The organism is Parasedimentitalea psychrophila (genome assembly GCF_030285785.1).
Taxonomy (GTDB): Bacteria; Pseudomonadota; Alphaproteobacteria; order Rhodobacterales; family Rhodobacteraceae; genus Parasedimentitalea; species Parasedimentitalea psychrophila.
The window spans coordinates 2572607-2588185 of the sequence record NZ_CP127247.1 but is presented as its reverse complement, the minus strand read 5'-3'; the positions used below and the strand labels follow the sequence as shown (position 1 = coordinate 2588185).

Here is a 15579-nt window from a genome sequence, read left to right as displayed (position 1 = left end):
ACGTTAAGGGTGAAAGCTGTTGCCTATCAACACATAACTGAGGGTCGCGCTTGACCTTGGGAAGGTGCAAAGCGCCTTCGCCGTTTTGCCAGAGGCAAACCTTCGGTTTGGCGGGAAGGTCAGGCGCGGCCCGCTGTGCCACTGGGCAGGTGCCATGCAAATTCCTCCATTCCCAAACGCGCCCAGCCATACTATATGGCCCCTCATGACCAGCAATCCGCCAGAGCTCCGCCCCGACCTTGCCCCGAAACTGCAAATCGGTGATGCGCCACGTGCCGGCCAGCCGACCATTGGTATGGTCAGCCTCGGCTGCCCCAAGGCGCTGGTGGACAGTGAACGCATCCTGACCCGGCTGCGCGCCGAGGGCTACGGGATCTCGCCCGATTACACCGGGGCTGATGCGGTGATCGTCAACACCTGCGGTTTCCTCGACAGTGCCAAGGCCGAAAGCCTGGAGGCCATTGGCGAGGCGCTGAAGGAGAACGGCAAGGTGATTGTCACCGGCTGTCTCGGCGCTGAACCCGATTATATCCGCGAGCACCACCCGCGCATTCTGGCGGTCACCGGCCCGCATCAATACGAACAAGTGCTGGACGCGGTGCATGCCGCCGTGCCGCCAGATCCCAACCCCTTTGTCGACCTGCTGCCCGCCACCGGCGTCCAGCTGACGCCGCGCCATTTCAGTTATCTGAAGATCTCGGAAGGTTGCAATCACCGCTGCAAGTTCTGCATCATCCCCGATATGCGCGGCCGTCTGGTGTCGCGCCCGGCCCACGCCGTTCTGCGTGAGGCCGAGAAGCTGGTCGCTGCCGGGGTGCGCGAACTGCTGGTAATCTCGCAGGATACCTCGGCCTATGGGATGGACCGCAAGCATGATCTGAACCCGTGGAAGGGCGCTGAGGTGCGCAGCCATATCACCGATTTGACCCGCGAACTGGGCCGCCTGGGCTCTCCGCAGGACCTGTGGGTGCGGCTGCACTATGTCTACCCCTACCCATTCGTGCGCGAGCTGATCCCGCTGATGGCGGACCCTGACACCGCAGTGCTGCCCTATCTGGATATCCCGTTCCAGCATTCGCACCCGGATATGCTGAAACGCATGGCGCGGCCGGCGGCGGGTGCCAAGACCCTGGACGAGATCGCCGCCTGGCGCGCCACCTGCCCCGACATCACCCTGCGCTCGACCTTTATTGTCGGCTACCCCGGTGAGACTGAGGCAGAGTTCCAGCACCTGCTGGACTGGATGGACGAGGCGCAGCTGGACCGTGTTGGCTGCTTTAAGTACGAAAACGTCGCGGGTGCGCGCTCCAACGCGCTGCCGGAACATGTCGCAGAAGAGCTCAAGCAAGAGCGCTGGGAGCGGTTCATGCAAAAGGCGCAGGCGATATCCGAGGCGAAGCTGCAGGCCAAGGTGGGTCAGGTGATGCAGGTGATCATTGATGACATCGACGAAGACGGCATCGCCACCTGCCGCACCAAAGCTGACGCCCCCGAGATTGACGGCAATCTGTTCATTGACGAGGGGACCGAGGGGTTGTCGGTCGGCGATCTGGTTACCGTTGAAGTTGATGAGGCTGGGGAGTATGACCTGTGGGGACGAACTGTTTGAGTGATAACTTTCCACCCTTTGAATTCTTGGGATTCGCAAATACTCTTAGAGATTCTCTTGGAGACGAAGAAGCCAATGTTGAAAAAGAGTTTCAGGTTTCGGAAGGACACTTAATAACGGCCTTTGACCTCTCCCTATCAGCATGTGGGTCCGTCATTTCTAGAGATGCAGCGTGTTTACGCTCACAGATATTACTCGACGACCAAAGGCGGGCCGCCATTCAGACCGCGATGTTACAGATTGCTCCGCTAACATTTTCTCTAATTGTAAAAGGTCACTACATCGCTGCTTCGACGCTGGTTAGACAATCTATTGAGGGGATTGAAGCTCTCCGAGGGATTCGACAAAACCGCCAAAAAGACGGTGAAACTCCTCGGTTAAAGGCTCTCCGCCATATTGGAAAATTATACGGTCAACTCTCCGGAATCGCCCATCTTTCAAAACACAATCTCCTAAGCACACTTCTGGGCAACATCCCGTTCAAAATCGAACCCGTTTTCAGTAAAGACACAGCTAGGCTTCTTGCTGGAGTTCACATTCAAACGTCCATATTTTTAGCGTTAGACATGGCAGAAATGGTTCCTTATTCGCCCACCGAATTCCTGTCTCCCGACGAAGGGAATGCCTGCTCTTCGAGCTTAGGCATTTTAGTGGCCGAAGGTATATTGGCATTCAAAAATCAGGATGAAACCTCAACTGCTCACCCCAGCGCCTGACCCTGGGTGGGTGCAAAGCGCCCTCCCGTGGGGAGGGTCGGGCGCTGACCAAATCGAAGATTTGGATTGTTAGTTAATTTTCCTTCCCAGAACCATCCCCCGCGGCTCCACTGCCCAATCAACACAACTGCCAACGCTGTTATCCCTACCGCCCGGATGCGCTCCCCGGTTTCAAACATTGCCACCGCGCAGGCACTGCCGGTGCAGCCCCCCTGCCGCCGAGGGCGACGAAAACCAAAACACCCGGCTTGACGTACCGGCCCCGCACCGCAAGGCTAAATCAACCCAACCAAACCAGCCAGGGAGACCCCAAGCCATGTCCGACGCCCCCAATATCGCCCAGAAAGCCCCCTTCCCTGTCGAGGTGACCGAGGGAAAGAGCTATTTCTGGTGTGCCTGTGGCAAATCCAGCAAGCAGCCGTTCTGCGATGGCTCTCACAAGGGAAGTCCCTTTGAGCCAGTCAAATACACCGCGCAGGCCACCAAAAAACTGTTCTTCTGCGGCTGCAAACACTCAACCAAGGCACCACTTTGCGACGGCAGCCACAGCAAGCTCTGATCCCTGAACCAATATCTCCCGCCCGCTGTCGGGCATCCAAGATGCCTCCAGCGGTTGGGCCAAGCGCCGCTGCGCGGCGCCGGGCCCAACGCCGCAACGGGGATTGGCGCAGCCAATGTCTGGCGCGGGGGCGGGAGAATTTGGGCGGCATAGGGGACGCAGAGCATGTCTGGCCGGTATTGGGCCTGAACAAAGACGCGCCAGTCTAGGGCTCTGGGATCTCCGGTCCATGACGCAGCAGATCTTCGCAAACGGCGCACAGAGGCGCCGAGGCATCCGTTGCTAGGGCTTCAGCCGCTCCAGGGCCTCTTTGTTGGCGCATAGGTCTGGCGGGCTGTTGGCTTGGCCCTGGTTCTTTGCCTGCCAGAGAACACAGGCTTTGTCACATCCGCCAAAGCGACATCCAGTCACCATCTGGCTGTACTCGGCCACCCCTAGGGTACCTTCAGCCATCGCCTGTGTCAGATCCACGCCTACTGCGTTCGCCATTGTTTTCAACAACCACAGGTGCCGGTAGATATCCCCTGTCGGCGCAGGTTGGGTTGCCCAGTCTTTCATAAGTTTGGTCCATTTTCATTCTTTTCTGAGCGTCATGAGCCTCATGAGCGGCTCTGTGTTTTACCCCATGGGCTGGGCAATTGATCATTTCATGCCCCTGAGACCCTGCAGGGCGCAGAGACGTCGCAGGGGCGCAGGACCGGCAGCTTGCGCCCGTCGCCATCCAAACGTCACGGTCGATCAATCCAGTCGTGAAAACCGGAACCGGTGTCGGGTTCACAGCACAGCTCATCCGGTCCGGCGGCCGCGCGGCAGTTGTGGCTCACAATGGCTATCAAGGCGGCCTCCCGATCCGTTGAGATGCCGGTGCAGGTAAACAGCTTAAACCAAACTCACTTTGATGTAGGTCAAGCTTTTTAGCAGGTTACCCCTCCTGCCTCTGACTGTGACTGTGACTGTGACTGTGACTGTGACTGTGATCCTCCAAATAGGCGCGGACAGCCTCCTGCACCCGCCGAAACCTGTCGCCGCCCAGTTTCTTGCCACCATACCATCGGGTGACGATAATAACGTGGCTTTGCAGCTCAGCCCGCTCCAGCATCCGCAGGATCACCATGCCGGCGCCGCTTTCGCCGTCATCCGCCTTGAGCCCGCCAGTGGGCAGCAGCGCCCCCCAGGTGTTGTGGGTGGCCTTGGCGTATGAGCGGTCCCGTTTCAGATCCTTCAGGACTGCGTTGATCTCATCCCGTGTTGTCACCGGCGCACCGGAGACCGCATAACGCGAGCCGCGATCGGTCAGGATTACACCCAGCTGAACAAGTTGTGGTTTGGCGAGGGAAGATTGGGGCATGGGTCAGTTCAGATTGTATCGGTGAATGGTCTGCTGCACGATTTTTACCCGGTCGTGGTTGGCCGGGTGGGAGCCCAGAAATCTGTCGCCGGGGTCAGGCAAGCGAGCAAAGAACATCACCCCGACGCTGGGGCGAAATCCTGCCTGGTGGGTGATAATGGTCCCCAGCTGATCGGCCTCTAGTTCGAAATCCTTCGAGTAGCTGCGGGCGCCCACCATGGCGCCCAGGTCCTGCGCATCAACGATATCACTGGCGCTGGCGCCCGCCATGGTCGCCAGTCCGGCAAAAATGATGGCGCCGGAAATGGCGTTTTGTTCCTGCCGGGCCAGGTGACCCCGGATGTGATGGGCCGCCTCATGCGACATCACAAAGGCCAGTTCATCCGGGTTGGCAAGCTCTGCAAGCATCTTGCGGGTAAAGGTGATCACCGGACGCCCTGAGCGGTCCAGGCTTTGATAGGCATTTGCGGGGGCTTTGGGGTCCGGGTCGATGCGGATCAGAAAATTGCAGTTCCGCGCCTGCGTTCGGGATCGACATTCGCGCTCGGCCACCGGTTCGACGGACCGGGCTACGGGCCCAAAGGCCGCGCTGGCCGTGCCACCGGCCAGGCCCTTTGTCCGGGCTTGCGGCACGCCGACACCCGGACCCGCAACTGGCGGTACGTAGATCTCGCACCCGGCAAGGGACAAGACCAACACTAGCAGAAAACGGTGCATGACACTCCCCCGGATCACTTTGCTCCATACTAGAGGATGTTTTGCTTTGGGATCAATTGCCCAGCGTCGCCCCGCCCTTGGTATCGGGCAAAAGATACCGGGATGTTGCAAAGCCTTGCCAGCGCGGCAGTCCCGGGGCAAGCTGATCTCATGTTTACCATCGAACATGAGTTTGACGCCACGGTGATCACCCTTCTGGATGAAGGCGAAGCGCCTTTGCAGGAAGATGTCACCATCAACTCCTTTGCCGAATGCGTCACCATTGAGCAATATGATCCACGCACTGACCGGGTGCATCTCATCACCCTTTCGCAGGACCAACTGCGCGATCTGTCGGTGGCGCTGGACCTGCCTGAAGGGGTGTATCAGCTGCGCGACGGGCCCGAATAGATAAACAGTTTCTCGCGGGCGCTGTGGCCGCGTTTCAGCTGCAGCTGAGAAGGCGCCACCCCCATCGCGGTGGACAATAGCCCTTGGACAGCCCCGTTGGCCTTGCCATTCTCGGGCACCACGGTCACCGAGACCCGCAGCTGTCCATCCCGCAGTTCAATAGCATTGCGCGCCGCTTTGGGGGTAACCCGCACCGCAATTTCCGCCCCGGTCTGGGCCAGGTGTCCAAGGTCCGGCAGGTTTTTGCGTTTTGGCTTTGCCATAAAATCAGTGTTGCCCTGCACTGAGAGGGATTGCCATGGTTTTCAGGCCTCCGGCGGAGATATTTTCAGCCAGATGAAGCGGATCCTCAAAAACGCCGAGGTGATTTTGCTTTTTGCCTTGAATTTCCCGCCCGGTCTGCCGAAATGGGAGAGATAGAATGTAAAAAGGCTTTACATATGCCCCGACAGAACTCTGCCGCGCTGAATTTTTTGCTTAACCGGCGGTCGCGCCCCGCCAAGACGCTGGTAGCGCCGGCCCCGACCCGGGCGGAACTGGCGCAGCTGCTGACGGCGGCGGCGCGCTGCCCGGATCATGGCAAGCTGGAACCCTGGCGGTTTATCGTGGTGGAACGCGGCGCAATGGCGCGACTGGCGGATCTGACCTCGCAGGCCGGAGAGCGGCTGGGCAAAGCTCCGGCGGATATCGCCAAGGGCCGCAGCCAGTTTGAACTGGGCCATCTGGCCGTCGTCGTTGTTGAGGTGCAGACCCCGAGCGAGAAGGTTCCACCCATCGAGCAGACCTATTCGGCGGGTGCCGTCTGCCTGAGCCTGTTGAACGCCGCCCTCGCAGCCGGTTGGGGCGCCAACTGGTTGTCGGGCTGGGCCAGCCATGATGCGGAGTTCTGCCGTGAAGGATTGGGGCTGGCGGGTAATGAACGCATTGCCGGGCTGATCCATATCGCCACCGAGAGCGCCCAGCCGCCCGAACGGCCGCGGCCCGATCTTGCCAGCCTCACAACCTGGGTAAGCGAATGATTTTTGAGTCCTTTTTCAAGGCCGTTGCGCAGGCAGGTGATCCAAGGTTCCGCCGGGTTTTGACCCTGGGCGTTGGCCTGACCCTAGCGTTACTGATCGCGGCCTATGCCGGGTTTCTGGTGCTGATCCAGTGGTTTGTTGGCCCGGACGCAACGGTTCCGGTGCTTGGAGACGTGCGTTGGCTGGATGATCTGCTGTCGATCGGGTCGCTGATTTTCATGCTGATCCTGTCAATGTTTCTGATGGTTCCGGTTGCCTCGGCGATCACCTCGATGTTTCTGGATGAGGTGGCGCAGGCGGTTGAGGACAAGCATTTCCCCTATTTGCCTGCGGTGGGCAAAACACCGTTTTGGGCGGCGCTGAAGGACACGGTGAATTTCCTGGGCCTGTTGATCACCGCCAATGTTCTGGCGCTGATCCTCTATGGCCTGATGCCACCGGCGGCACCGTTCATTTTCTGGGGGCTCAATGGATTTCTGCTGGGGCGGGAATATTTCACCCTTGCCGCGGCCCGTCGCATTGGCCTGCCTGAGGCCAAAAAGCTGCGCCGCAAACATCTGGGCTCCATTTGGCTGGCGGGCACGCTGATGGCAATGCCGCTGTCGATCCCGCTGCTCAACCTGGTGATCCCGATCCTGGGCGCCGCCACCTTCACCCATATCTTTCACGCGCTACAGAGGCGAGGCTGACCCTGATTTCGCCTTCACAGCAATAGCGCCGCAAAGACCTGCAGGATCATTCAGGGTCCGGATAGACATCCAGCCAGTCAAGGTCATTGATGCTGATCACCTCGGACAGGATGATGCCGACAATCAGCGCCCAGAGCAGCGCCGCCACCGCTGTGGTGATGAGGGCCTTTTGCTTGAGATAATGGGTTTCGGGCGCACTGGCGTGGGTGCCGGGCACCACGGTCCCCTTGTCGGCCTGGGTTTCCAGTCGGATCGGGATGATCACCAGAAAACTCAGGAACCAGATCACCGCATAAAGCACCAGTCCAGAAGTGATTGCCATGTCGCGCACCTTTCTTCAGTTTCGAGCTGTCTAACGTCAGACCTGTTCGAGTTCCACCAGGCAGCCGGTGAAATCTTTCGGGTGCAGGAATAGCACCGGTTTGCCATGGGCGCCAATTTTGGGCTCTCCCGAGCCCAGGATCCGGGCGCCCTTGGCCAGCAAATGATCGCGGGCGGCCAAGATGTCATCGACCTCATAGCAGATGTGATGGATGCCACCGGAGGGGTTTTTCTCCAGGAAACCGGTGATCGGCGAGCCCTCCCCCAGGGGAAAGAGCAGTTCGATCTTGGTATTGGGCAATTCGATGAACACCACAGTCACCCCATGGTCGGGTTCATCCTGTGGCGCGCCGACGCTGGCCCCCAAAGTATCACGATATTGTGCCATCGCGGCCTCGAGGTCTGGCACCGCAATCGCCACATGGTTCAACCGGCCAATCATCATCACATCTCCTGTCTGGGCTTTTGTGGCGTTTATGCCGGCTGTCAAAGGCCGCGGCAAGGGCGCCAATGCGCCCAGTCCCGCGAATTGTACCCCAGCCGGACCATTCGCGGCGTTAACCCGGAATTAGCTTCGATTCCATAGCCTCGGGGCGTCTGCCGAAAGGAGCAAGTGTTATGGACGATTCGGACCTGTTTGCCGCCGCACACCGCCAACCCACCACCCGGCGCCCCCTATTGGGGCTGACCATTCTTGTTATTGAGGATAGCCGCTATGCCTGCGAGGCGATGCGCCTGCTGTGCCTGCGCAGTGGCGCCCGCATTCGCAGGGCTGATTGTCTCAAATCGGCCCGACGACATTTGCAGGTCTATCGCCCCTCGGTTCTGATTGTCGATCTGGGATTGCCCGATGGGTCTGGTGTTGATCTGATCGAAGAAACGGTGACCGCCAGCCCCCGCGTCAGCGTCGTACTTGGCACCTCGGGGGATGACACCGGCCATGATGCGGCACTGGCTGCTGGTGCGGATGGGTTTCTGGCAAAACCAGTGACCTCGCTAGCCGTCTTTCAACAGGCCATTCTGACCCGCCTGCCTGCGGATCGCCAACCGATGGGCGCAGTGGATCTCCCGGATGAGGTGATCCACCCGGACCTGCTGGCCTTTCAGGATGACATGGCACATGTCGCAGACGTGCTGAATGTCTCGCAGGAAGACAAAATGCTGAACTATGTTGCCCAGTTTCTCGGCGGGGTTGCGCGCAGTGTTGGCGACAGTTCGCTGGCAGAGGCCGCTACCGGTTTGGCCCAGGCCCTGTCGACGGGACGTCCGGTGACCTCAGAGGCCGCCCGGATCGCTGGCTTGGTTCAGGAGCGCCTGAACCAGAAACTCGCGATCTGACGTGCTGGAAACCGTACTGATCGTTGGCGTCACCCTGGCTTTTGTCCTATACGGGCGGGCCAGAAACGCGGCGGATAAAATCCGCCGCAACAGATCTGAGAATGATCCGGATGGGTCCGAGTCTTTACTGGTCCTGCCATCAGACAACTGATCCGGTTTTCTGGCGGCTGCACCTCTGGCGATAACCAGGTATTACCGTCGTATGTTCAGGGCTCGGTGGCCCCATCGCGGATCGGCTTATCGGTATGCTCGGTCACCACAACAACCCCGGATCATCGCCCATGTCGAGCCCCGGAAACACGACCTGTTCCAGCTGCGCCCGGTCCACCCCAATCAGCCCCCGCAGGATCCAGGCCGCCTGTGACCGCACATCCGCAGTGGGCATCAGATCGCGGCGGTCAAACAAATCAACCTCGGCCAATCCCGGCCAGCGCCCATGAACCCGGCCACCGCGAATGGCGCCGCCCGCCAGCAGCATGGCGCCGCCGGTTCCGTGATCGGTGCCCCGAGAGCCGTTCTCGCGCACGGTGCGACCAAATTCAGTCATCGCCAGTATAGCCGTCTTGCCCCAGATCGCATCGCCAACCCCGCCGCGCAGGGCTAAAATCGTATCAGACAGCCGCCGAAAGGCCGTCCCTAACCCCTTTGCCTGATTGGCATGTGTATCCCACCCATTGATCGAAAAAGCCGCCACCCTAGTGTCGCCGCGCAACATTTCGGCGGCAAATTCAGCAACTTTCAAATGCGACTTGCCGCGCGTGGGCACAGGCATGGTCATGTCCTCCATGCGGCCGTCACTCGCGGGCAGCCCCAGCATCATGGAGCCGTCTTGCGACAGCTCCAGCGCCTCGGCCAGGGCGCCGTGAAACAACGGGTCATTCTGCATCATCTGCTCAGCCAGCAACTTGGCTTGGGGGCTTAGGGTCAATGCCGCGTCCGGGCTCCAGTCCGAGACCCGTGCGGCCCCGTGCAACAGTTTCATCTCGCCCTGGCCGATGGCAAATGCGGTACGGTTTTCGACGCCACCCATGTTTTGCAACATGCGGTTCAACCAGCCATCACCGCCCTGCCCCAACCCCGACGTTCCCGCCTCCAGCAGATCCTGGCCGTCAAAATGGCTGCGCCGGTTGCGGTACGGGGTCGAAACCGCCTGCACAAAGCCCAGGTCCTGCTGTTTCCACAGGGGCATCAGCGGTGCCAATCCACGGTGCAGCGCATAAAAACCGTCCAGATCCAGACCGCCGTTGTCAGGGCCGCCCGCCAGCGTCGGCCTTAGCCCGGCATAATTGACGTCGCCATAAGGCTGCAGCATATCCAATGCATCCAGACCGCCGCGCAAAATGATCACAACCAGCCGACTGTCCCAGGGCGCGGCGGCAAAACTGACCGGGCTCAGCAGCGGGCTGGCGGCGGCCGAGCATCCGATAGCGGCGGAACGGGCCAGAAAATGACGACGGGACAATGGCATCGATTTACCCTCCTGTTAACGGCGCTGAAAGGCGGGAGAGGACAGCACCAGTCCGATCGCCTCGGCCTGAGTTTCCGCCGCGCGCGCCGCAAACCGCACCGGCCCATCGGCATAACCGCCCAGACTGGTCTCGACAAATTTTTCGGGGGGTGGCAATCGGCCAGCCAACTGTCGGGGGGCTAGCATGGCCCAGCGCATCCGGGCGGCCAGACCCTGCGGCGTGATCCAGGCCGCGTCCTCTTCTGGCCAGCCATCGGGACCATTTGAGCGTTCCCAGGGTTGCCCCATCAGCACCATTGGCAGCAGCAACCCTTTGGCAAGCCGTTTGGGAGCCATTCGGTTCAGATGCGCCGGTCGCAGCGCCAGGGCGCGGCAGGCACTGGCGATAAAATCCAGTGGCGGCTTCACATTGCGCAGCTCTGGGCGCCAGGCGGCAGGATGTTCCAGCAGGGCTGCATAGACCTGGGCCAGATCGCCATCGGTGTCACGGAACCGCGCTGCAACGTGGCCCACCAGCACCGGGTCAGGCCTGTCCGAGACAAAGTGTACCACCAGTTTGCGGGCAACATGCTGGGCTGTCGCCGGGTGTAGCGCCAGATCTGCAAGCACCATATGGATAGCCTCCAACTGCGCCGGATCGCCGCCATATTCCGTCCCCAGCACCGTCTCAGGCCCCGGCTCGGCCATGTTGGGTTTGAACTGGAACCCTGTTTTGGGTTTGAAACCAAGCCCGGTGAACAGTTCCGCCAGTTGCCGTACATCGCGCTGAGTATAAGGCCCGCCGACACCCAATGTATGAAGCTCCATCACTTCACGCGCCAGGTTTTCGTTCAACCCCTTCTGCCCACTGGATTTTTCTGCAACCCGGCTATTGGGGCCAATAGATTTGTGCTGGTCCAGATAGTGTAACATCAGCGGATGGGTGACGGCCGAAATCAACAGATCGGCAAACCGTCCTGACACATAGGGCCGGATCGCCGCATCCACATATGGCGCACCCATCCGTTTCGCCAGGCCACTTTTGCCCTGCGCGGTAAAATGGTCGCCCCAGAACAGCGCCAATCTCTCGCGAAATCCGTCTTCGGTCTGGCTGTGGCGCAGAATGATCTGGCCAAACCAGCGGGTGTGTTCAAAACGGGCCTCTCGTCGCATCGCTTTATACTGAGCATTCAGATCGTCATAGGCATCGGTTCCCTCGGCGAGACCCCGCTTTTGACGAAGCGCCTTGAGCGCCGTCGATTGAGGCCAGAAACTGTCGAAATCCGCGGTCGGATGGGCTATAGCCATGTGGTCGGGACCGGCAAGCCTGTGCAGGATATCCTCGACCGAGCCTTTGGGCTGCAGATCAGGTGACAATCCACAGCCAAACCGGATCTCTGCCAGCACAGGTGAAAACATTCGGGTTTGCTCCCAAGCAATCAACGTCCGTGCTTCAGCCGACCTGATCAACGCCGATACGGATCACTTAGGGTTATACGCGCAGTTTCCCATATTCTGCCGGTTTTTTTATGGTCGGCTTATCTTTGCCCATGAAAAAGGCCCGGGAATTCCCCGGGCCTTTGTTCGTTTGGTCCATTTGGGCAGGATTACTGATCCTTTGGGATCAGCCGCAGGCCCAGTTCCATCAACTGATCCGAGGTCGGATCGCTGGGGGCGTTCATCATCTGGTCTTCGGCGCGCTGGTTCATCGGGAACATCACCACTTCGCGGATGTTGGCCTCGTCTGCCAGCAGCATCACGATACGGTCGACACCGGCGGCACAACCACCGTGTGGCGGCGCACCGTACTGAAAGGCGTTGACCATACCGCCAAAGCGTTTTTCGACCTCGTCTTTGCCGTAGCCAGCAATTTCAAACGCCTTGAACATGATTTCCGGGCGGTGATTCCGGATCGCGCCCGACACCAGCTCGTAGCCGTTGCAGGCCAGATCATACTGATAGCCCAGCACCTTGAGCGGATCACCCAGCAGTGCGTCCATGCCACCCTGCGGCATCGAGAACGGGTTGTGCTCAAAATCGATCTTGCCGGTTTCTTCATCCGCTTCGTAGATTGGGAAATCGACGATCCAGGCAAAGGCAAACCGGTCTTTGTCGGTCAGACCCAGCTCGTCACCAATGGCGGTCCGGGCACGGCCGGCAACCGATTCAAACGCTTTTGGCTTACCACCAAGGAAGAAGGCCGCATCGCCGACTTCCAGACCCAGCTGCTGCCGGATCGCTTCGGTGCGCTCAGGCCCGATGTTTTTGGCCAGTGGGCCTGCGGCCTCATTGCCCAGAACGATCTCGCCCGCTTTGACCATAGCGTTGACGTCTTTAACGGTGATCCCGCGCTCTTGCGCAATGGAATCCGCCGACTGCTTGCGCCAGAAGATATAGCCCATGCCCGGCAGACCTTCGCCCTGAGCGAATTTGTTCATCCGGTCACAGAACTTGCGGCTGCCGCCTTTGGGGGCCGGGATGGCACGGATCTCGGTGCCCGCATTCTCCAGCAGGCTGGCGAAGATGGCAAAGCCGGAACCACGGAAGTGATCCGAGACCACCTGCATCTTGATCGGGTTGCGCAGGTCTGGCTTGTCGGTGCCATACCACAGCGCCGCGTCCTTGTACGAGATCTGCGGCCAGACATCATCGACCTTGCGGCCCTTGCCGAACTCTTCGAACACGCCCTGCAGCACCGGCTGGATGGTGTCGAACACGTCCTGCTGGGTGACAAAGGACATCTCTAGATCAAGCTGGTAGAAATCGGTGGGCGAGCGGTCGGCGCGCGGGTCTTCGTCGCGGAAACAGGGCGCGATCTGGAAATACTTATCAAAGCCGGCCACCATCATCAGCTGTTTGAACTGCTGCGGTGCCTGTGGCAGCGCGTAGAACTTGCCGGGATGCTGACGCGATGGCACCAGAAAGTCACGCGCGCCTTCGGGGCTGGATGCGGTGATGATCGGAGTTTGATACTCGCGGAAGTCTTTTGCCCACATGCGCTTGCGCATCGAGGTGACAACGTCCGAGCGCAGCTTCATGTTGTCCTGCATCGCCTCGCGGCGCAGGTCCAGATAGCGGTACTTCAGGCGGGTTTCTTCCGGGTATTCCTGATCGCCGAACACCATCAGCGGCAGCTCTTCGGATTTGCCCAGCACCTCGAGATCGCGAATGAACACCTCAACCTCGCCGGTTGGGATCGCCTTGTTGATCAGGCTCTCGTCGCGCGCCATCACGGTGCCGTCGATCCGGATACACCACTCCGAGCGCAGCTTTTCCAGCTCGGCAAACACCGGGCTGTCGGGGTCGGCGATGATCTGGGTGATACCGTAGTGGTCGCGCAGATCGATGAACAGCAAGCCGCCATGATCGCGGACACGATGGACCCAACCGGACAGGCGAACGGTTTCGCCGACATTGGCAGCAGTCAGGGTGGCGCAGGTATGGCTGCGATAGGCGTGCATGATTTGACCTTTCGTCACTCGGGATCGGCGCTGCAAAGCGCGGAATTCGTCCGGGCCGATACACAGGGTTGCGACGCTATTGTCAAGCAAACTGGGCGAATTGACTGCACTGAGGCGCCCAAATCGCCTGGGTTGCCCCGCGCAGCGCGTTGACCAGGTAGATACTGTGGGCCTGTTTCAGATCCGCAAGGGTCAAAACAGCCTCGCGCAGCCCGCCCATATTCAGCTGGCTCTGCCGATAGACCCCCGGCAAACAGCCCGAGGTCAGCGGCGGCGTCAACTGGTCGCCGTCATGCGTGGTGATCACGATATTGGTGATCGTCCCCTCGCATACCTCATCCCGCTCATTCAGAAAGGCAGCCTCATCTATGCCCCTGGGCAGGGCCGCCCGCGCCCGGTCAAAGATCTCGCGACGGGTGGTTTTATGGCGCAGCAGCGCATCATCCGAGTGCAGCCGGGTGGCGGCAATCACAAACCGCATCCGCTCCAGTTTGGCGGGCATCGGCGCGGTGGTCAGCTGCAGATCCCCGGCCCGACCCAGCGTCAGCCGACAGCGCAAGCGCACATCTGAGGTGAGCCCCTGCATCTGCTGCACCACCGCGCGCCGATCGAAATCAAACCCCAGCGCGGCAGCCGAGGCCTGTAGCCGCTGCACATGCAGCGCGGCACGGGCAATGCCCTGATCAGGGCAATAGCCAAAGGTCTCAATCAGGCGAAAGTCGGGGTCATCTGGCGGGCAAATCTGGTTTTCCATAGGGCCTCCTCATACTCGGATTCGGCGGTGCTGTCCCAGACCACGCCGCCGCCGACATTTAGTGTGGCCTTGCCGCTCTCGACCATCAGGGTGCGGATCGCCACATTGAAACAGGAGCGCCCATCCGGGGCGGCCCAGCCAATGGTGCCGCAATAGATCTCGCGCGGGTCGGGTTCCAAATCGGCCAGGATCTGCATGGCACTGATTTTCGGCGCCCCGGTGATTGAGCCGCAGGGGAACAGCGCCGTCAGGATATCACCCAGCCCAACACCGGGCCGCAACTGCGCCCGCACCGTCGACACCATCTGATGCACCGTCGCGTAGGTCTCGACCGCAAACAGCTCAGGCACAGAGACCGACCCGGTCTGTGCCACCCGGCTGATATCATTGCGCAGCAGATCGACGATCATCAGGTTCTCGGCGCGGTTCTTTTCATCGCGCTGCAGAAAATCCCGCCGGGCGGCATCCTCAACCGGATCAGCGCTGCGCGGCTGGGTGCCCTTCATCGGCCGGGTTTCAATCATGCCGTCCGCATCGGTGCGGAAAAACAATTCCGGCGAGCGGGACAGCAGATCTGGCAGATCATCCTGCTCGACCAGAACCCCATGCCCCACCGGCTGAACATCCATCAGCGCCGCATAAAGGGCGTCGCTGTCGCCCAAAACCACCGCATCCAGCGGAAAGGTCAGATTGGCCTGATAGATATCGCCGGCGCCGATGGCTTGCTTCACCTGCGCAAAGGCGGTGGCATAGCGGTCAAAATCCCAACGCGGCGTCAGCCGCTGCAATCCCACTTCGCCCGGCACTGCAAGGCAGCGCCTGACCCTCCCCACGGGAGCATCATAGACACCAAAACAAATCAACGGCAGTCGCCGATCGGCGGGCATCAGCTCTGCCAGCTTCGGCTCCAGCGCATATCCCAGCTCGTAGCTGGCATAGCCTGCCAGCCACTTGCCGGCGGCGCGCATGGCATCCAGATCCGCTAGCGCCGCTGGCACCTGATGCGGCTGATCCGCCCGGATCACCCGCTGTGGGGAAGCAAAACAAGTCCCCGCCCCCTTGGGCCCCTGATCAAAGCGGATGCGCACTTTGGCTTACTCCATGTGTCGATAATCGGCTATATAGACGTTCACTATGCGAACAAAAGCGATTTTTGCGGCATTTTTGAACTCAGTTCCGATCCCCCTTGCACCTTTCCTCGCGGGGCCTAT

18 protein-coding genes are annotated in these 15579 nt (G+C 60.2%); 7 read left to right on the top strand and 11 right to left on the bottom strand.

What is annotated here, in order from left to right; all coding sequences use genetic code 11:
• Positions 1-205 precede the first annotated feature (205 nt).
• The 3 genes from rimO to QPJ95_RS12600 all read left to right on the top strand — a co-directional run bounded on the left by rimO (position 206) and on the right by QPJ95_RS12600 (position 2884).
• The gene (gene rimO, locus QPJ95_RS12610; RefSeq protein ID WP_270917895.1) at positions 206-1609 is read left to right on the top strand and encodes a 30S ribosomal protein S12 methylthiotransferase RimO; all 1404 of its coding nucleotides are present in this window, start codon (positions 206-208) and stop codon (positions 1607-1609) included.
• Positions 1606-2325 carry a hypothetical protein gene (locus tag QPJ95_RS12605; protein WP_270917896.1) on the top strand — a complete coding sequence of 240 codons (720 nt, stop codon included), beginning with the start codon at positions 1606-1608 and terminating at the stop codon, positions 2323-2325. The genes rimO and QPJ95_RS12605 overlap by 4 nt, the downstream gene beginning before the upstream one ends.
• 316 nt (positions 2326-2641) lie before the next feature.
• On the top strand, positions 2642-2884 hold the full coding sequence (locus QPJ95_RS12600) for a CDGSH iron-sulfur domain-containing protein (protein WP_270917897.1): 243 nt from the start codon (positions 2642-2644) through the stop codon (positions 2882-2884).
• A gap of 282 nt (positions 2885-3166) precedes the next feature.
• Here QPJ95_RS12600 and QPJ95_RS12595 read toward each other — a convergent pair whose 3' ends face one another.
• The 3 genes from QPJ95_RS12595 to QPJ95_RS12585 form a co-directional block, all read right to left on the bottom strand.
• On the bottom strand, positions 3167-3442 hold the full coding sequence (locus tag QPJ95_RS12595; RefSeq protein WP_270917898.1) for a DUF6455 family protein: 276 nt from the start codon (positions 3440-3442) through the stop codon (positions 3167-3169).
• 364 nt (positions 3443-3806) lie between these two features.
• Positions 3807-4232 (bottom strand): YigZ family protein, encoded by a 426-nt coding sequence (locus QPJ95_RS12590; RefSeq protein WP_270917899.1) that lies wholly within the window; start codon positions 4230-4232, stop codon positions 3807-3809.
• Between the two features lie 3 nt (positions 4233-4235).
• Positions 4236-4949, bottom strand: coding sequence for a M48 family metalloprotease (locus tag QPJ95_RS12585; RefSeq protein ID WP_270917900.1), 714 nt, complete (start codon positions 4947-4949; stop codon positions 4236-4238).
• 150 nt (positions 4950-5099) lie between these two features.
• Here QPJ95_RS12585 and QPJ95_RS12580 point away from each other — a divergent pair, with 150 nt between their 5' ends.
• A complete protein-coding gene (locus QPJ95_RS12580) occupies positions 5100-5339 on the top strand; it encodes a hypothetical protein (RefSeq protein WP_270918040.1) in 240 nt (79 codons plus the stop codon).
• Here the strand turns inward: QPJ95_RS12580 and QPJ95_RS12575 are convergent.
• A complete protein-coding gene (locus QPJ95_RS12575; RefSeq protein ID WP_270917901.1) occupies positions 5315-5602 on the bottom strand; it encodes a DUF167 domain-containing protein in 288 nt (95 codons plus the stop codon). The genes QPJ95_RS12580 and QPJ95_RS12575 overlap by 25 nt on opposite strands.
• Positions 5603-5779: 177 nt before the next feature.
• Between QPJ95_RS12575 and QPJ95_RS12570 the strand changes: the two genes are divergently transcribed.
• A complete protein-coding gene (locus QPJ95_RS12570; RefSeq protein ID WP_270917902.1) occupies positions 5780-6358 on the top strand; it encodes a nitroreductase family protein in 579 nt (192 codons plus the stop codon).
• Positions 6355-7047, top strand: coding sequence for an EI24 domain-containing protein (locus QPJ95_RS12565; RefSeq protein WP_270917903.1), 693 nt, complete (start codon positions 6355-6357; stop codon positions 7045-7047). The genes QPJ95_RS12570 and QPJ95_RS12565 overlap by 4 nt, the downstream gene beginning before the upstream one ends.
• 46 nt (positions 7048-7093) lie before the next feature.
• Here QPJ95_RS12565 and QPJ95_RS12560 read toward each other — a convergent pair whose 3' ends face one another.
• Together QPJ95_RS12560 and mce are read right to left on the bottom strand one after the other, a co-directional pair.
• On the bottom strand, positions 7094-7369 hold the full coding sequence (locus QPJ95_RS12560; protein WP_270917904.1) for a DUF1467 family protein: 276 nt from the start codon (positions 7367-7369) through the stop codon (positions 7094-7096).
• Between the two features lie 36 nt (positions 7370-7405).
• Positions 7406-7810: a methylmalonyl-CoA epimerase gene (gene mce, locus QPJ95_RS12555; RefSeq protein WP_270918041.1), complete on the bottom strand. Its 405-nt coding sequence runs from the start codon at positions 7808-7810 to the stop codon at positions 7406-7408.
• A 176-nt stretch (positions 7811-7986) separates the two neighbouring features.
• On the opposite strand from mce, the gene QPJ95_RS12550 reads away from it, so the two are divergent.
• Positions 7987-8706: a response regulator gene (locus tag QPJ95_RS12550; protein ID WP_270917905.1), complete on the top strand. Its 720-nt coding sequence runs from the start codon at positions 7987-7989 to the stop codon at positions 8704-8706.
• Positions 8707-8959: 253 nt separating this feature from the next.
• Here QPJ95_RS12550 and QPJ95_RS12545 read toward each other — a convergent pair whose 3' ends face one another.
• The 5 genes from QPJ95_RS12545 to QPJ95_RS12525 form a co-directional block, all read right to left on the bottom strand.
• A complete protein-coding gene (locus QPJ95_RS12545) occupies positions 8960-10174 on the bottom strand; it encodes a DUF1501 domain-containing protein (protein WP_270917906.1) in 1215 nt (404 codons plus the stop codon).
• A gap of 15 nt (positions 10175-10189) precedes the next feature.
• Positions 10190-11572: a DUF1800 domain-containing protein gene (locus QPJ95_RS12540; protein ID WP_270917907.1), complete on the bottom strand. Its 1383-nt coding sequence runs from the start codon at positions 11570-11572 to the stop codon at positions 10190-10192.
• 188 nt (positions 11573-11760) lie between these two features.
• Positions 11761-13614 carry an aspartate--tRNA ligase gene (gene aspS, locus QPJ95_RS12535; RefSeq protein ID WP_270917908.1) on the bottom strand — a complete coding sequence of 618 codons (1854 nt, stop codon included), beginning with the start codon at positions 13612-13614 and terminating at the stop codon, positions 11761-11763.
• An 82-nt stretch (positions 13615-13696) separates the two neighbouring features.
• Positions 13697-14368, bottom strand: a complete 672-nt coding sequence (locus tag QPJ95_RS12530) for an aminotransferase class IV family protein (protein ID WP_270917909.1) — start codon at positions 14366-14368, stop codon at positions 13697-13699.
• A complete protein-coding gene (locus tag QPJ95_RS12525) occupies positions 14323-15456 on the bottom strand; it encodes an aminodeoxychorismate synthase component I (RefSeq protein ID WP_270917910.1) in 1134 nt (377 codons plus the stop codon). The genes QPJ95_RS12530 and QPJ95_RS12525 overlap by 46 nt, the downstream gene beginning before the upstream one ends.
• Between the last annotated feature and the right edge of the window lie 123 nt (positions 15457-15579).